Here is a 263-nt window from a genome sequence, read left to right on the forward strand (position 1 = left end):
CTTCAATGTTACAAATATTACTCACTAAAACGCGTGTTTTGCTATCGGTAATGTTACTTCTAAAGTAACTGCTCACACGCTTTTTTAGATGCTTTGCTTTACCAACATAAATAACTTGGTTGTCACTATCAAGCATGCGGTATACGCCCGGCTCACTTGATAGCGTTTTGAGAAAATGTACGTGATCGAATTCAGACATAAATTATAGTTAGTACGAAACGTCTATATCAATCATTTTATGACGAATAGCTAAATGGGTAAGC

Annotated in this window: 1 protein-coding gene; it reads right to left on the bottom strand. The window is 35.7% G+C overall.

The genetic code is table 11. The annotated features are described in order from the left end of the window. The coding region (locus tag AAEY57_RS20245) for a GIY-YIG nuclease family protein (protein ID WP_350608691.1) at positions 1 to 199 on the bottom strand (199 nt) is incomplete at its 3' end. Positions 200 to 263: the final 64 nt, after the last annotated feature.

The organism is Pseudoalteromonas sp. MER144-MNA-CIBAN-0113 (assembly GCF_040308965.1).
GTDB lineage: Bacteria > Pseudomonadota > Gammaproteobacteria > Enterobacterales > Alteromonadaceae > Pseudoalteromonas > Pseudoalteromonas tetraodonis.